This is a genomic window from Phyllobacterium sp., from assembly GCF_037994425.1.
In the GTDB taxonomy this organism is placed as follows: Bacteria; Pseudomonadota; Alphaproteobacteria; order Rhizobiales; family Rhizobiaceae; genus Phyllobacterium.
On the sequence record NZ_JBBNAM010000015.1, the window covers coordinates 1 to 1983 of the forward strand.

Annotated in this window: 3 protein-coding genes and 1 pseudogene; 2 read left to right on the plus strand and 2 right to left on the minus strand. The window is 56.9% G+C overall.

The features are described from left to right. Positions 1-521: 2-oxo-4-hydroxy-4-carboxy-5-ureidoimidazoline decarboxylase (uraD, locus tag AAAB35_RS00535; protein WP_340666303.1), on the plus strand; the 521-nt coding region annotated here is incomplete at its 5' end. Positions 522-530: 9 nt separating this feature from the next. Further along, complete coding sequence (locus AAAB35_RS00540; RefSeq protein ID WP_340666304.1) at positions 531-1016, plus strand: ureidoglycolate lyase; 486 nt, start codon at positions 531-533, stop codon at positions 1014-1016. 81 nt (positions 1017-1097) lie between these two features. Here AAAB35_RS00540 and AAAB35_RS00545 read toward each other — a convergent pair whose 3' ends face one another. Together AAAB35_RS00545 and AAAB35_RS00550 are read right to left on the minus strand one after the other, a co-directional pair. Continuing rightward, complete coding sequence (locus AAAB35_RS00545) at positions 1098-1703, minus strand: nucleoside deaminase (RefSeq protein WP_340666305.1); 606 nt, start codon at positions 1701-1703, stop codon at positions 1098-1100. 67 nt (positions 1704-1770) lie between these two features. Then, a pseudogene (locus tag AAAB35_RS00550) lies at positions 1771-1983 on the minus strand (NCS2 family permease); the annotation flags it as partial.

Here is a 1983-nt window from a genome sequence, read left to right on the forward strand (position 1 = left end):
ACCAGCACCAGGAGGCTCGCCCGTCCTTGCTCGATGAAGCTGCGTTCGTCGACCGCTTTGGCGGCGTGTTTGAACATTCACCCTGGATTGCCCGCCGCGTCTTTGCCTCGGAGCTCTCGCCGGCACATGACAGCGCAACCGGGCTCCACGCCGCGCTTTCTGCCGCGTTTCGCATGGCGAGCGAAGAAGAACGGCTTGGAGTCCTCAATGCCCATCCGGATCTTGCCGGCAAACTCGCACAAGCAAAACGCCTGACGGAAAGTTCGACACAGGAGCAGGCTTCTGCCGGCCTTGATGCACTGACCGATGATGAGCGGTCAGAGTTTACAGCGCTCAACACCAACTACATCAAGCGTTTCGGCTTTCCTTTCATTATCGCGGTCAGAGGGCTCGACAAGCAAGCAATCCTCAAGGCGTTCACGGCGCGTCTTGAAAACGATCGCCAGACGGAGTTCACCTCCGCCTGCCACGAGGTCGAGAAAATCGCTCTCTTGCGGCTTCGCGATATGTTGCCAGACTAAGGAACGCAAATGCGTGAAATCCGGATAAAACCATTGACGCGCCAGGCATTCGCACCTTTCGGGGATGTCATCGCGGTGGAAGGTGCGCACAGCTTTGCGATCAACCATGGCATGTGCACGCGCTATCATGACCTTGCAAAGGTCGAGACGACCGGTGTCAACGCCCGCACACTGATCAGCCTGTTGCACGGCAAGCCCTATGAGCTGCCGCTCAGGCTCGACATGGTTGAACGCCACCCCTTGGGCAGCCAGGCCTTCGTGCCGCTCTCTTCAAATCCGTTCCTCGTAGTCGCCGCTCACCAACAAGAAAATGGGCCGGGCGATCCATTGGCCTTTCTGACCGCGCCCGGACAGGGTGTGAATATCCATCGCAACGTCTGGCATGGCATCTTGACGCCGCTCCACGCCGAAAGCACGCTTGTGGTGATCGATCGTGGCGGCGACGGGATCAACCTTGAGGAACACTTCTACGCCGAGCCATTTCTGATCGGCTAGTTTAAACGACCCGGACAGCTATCAAAAAAAGCCGCCCGCATTCCATGCAGGCGGCCTTTATCTTTCCGTGACCGGTTAAACTTAGTTCAAAGGGATCGCGTTGCCGGCCTTGCCCGCCTGGTAGCGCGCCGACAATGCATCATATTTGCGCGCGATGGCGGCGGCGCGTTCCTGCAATCTCGATCGATCCGGTTCTGGCTGGCTCGCGATCAGCGTGTGGATCGAATAGCTCTTCCAGAAGGCATTGTGCGCATTGTAGCCACCCGGCTCCAACGTAAATACTTCCTTGAGTATCTTGAGGTCATGCGGGATGGCGAATGCATCGCGCGAATCTTCATGGCTGAAGAAATAGTAGAAATTGTCGAAACCGGCCCAGGTTATCGCCGAAAGGCACATGGAGCATGGCTCATGCGTCGACAGGAAGATGAGCTCACGCGGATCCGGTCGCTTGTCGCTGTCAACTTCGTAGAACCGCTTCAGCGTGTGGACTTCCCCGTGCCAGAGCGGATTTTCTGTCTCATTGTTGGTTTCTGCCAGCACGACTGACAGATCCGATTTGCGCAAGAGCGCTGCGCCAAAAATCTTGTTTCCGGCAGCAACGCCCTTTTCTGTCATCGGAATGATTTTTTCTTCCATTGCATCGAGCAATGCGTCCAGTACCTTTGTGGTTGAAGTTTCAGAGGGCATGTCTGGTCTTTCTTTTCGGGTTTGAAACGACCGGTCCAAACGTGAATTGCCCGGACCGGTTGCACTGTTAGACCGGGAACAGGGCGAACCGCACGACAAAGAGGATAGCTACGAGCCACGTCGCGGGATGGATCGCGCTTATGCGGCCGGTCAGCGTCTTCAGCACGACGTAGCTGATGAAGCCGAAGGCGAGACCGTTGGCGATCGAGTAGGTGAACGGGATCATCAGCGCCGTCAATGCAGCGGGGGTCGATTCAGTCACGTCGCGCCATTCGATGTC

Excerpts from the sequence above, each read along its gene's own strand:
- AAAB35_RS00540 (WP_340666304.1), top strand. The coding sequence starts at position 531 with ATGCGTGAAATCCGGATAAAACCATTGACGCGCCAGGCATTCGCACCT.
- AAAB35_RS00545 (WP_340666305.1), bottom strand. The coding sequence starts at position 1,703 with ATGCCCTCTGAAACTTCAACCACAAAGGTACTGGACGCATTGCTCGAT.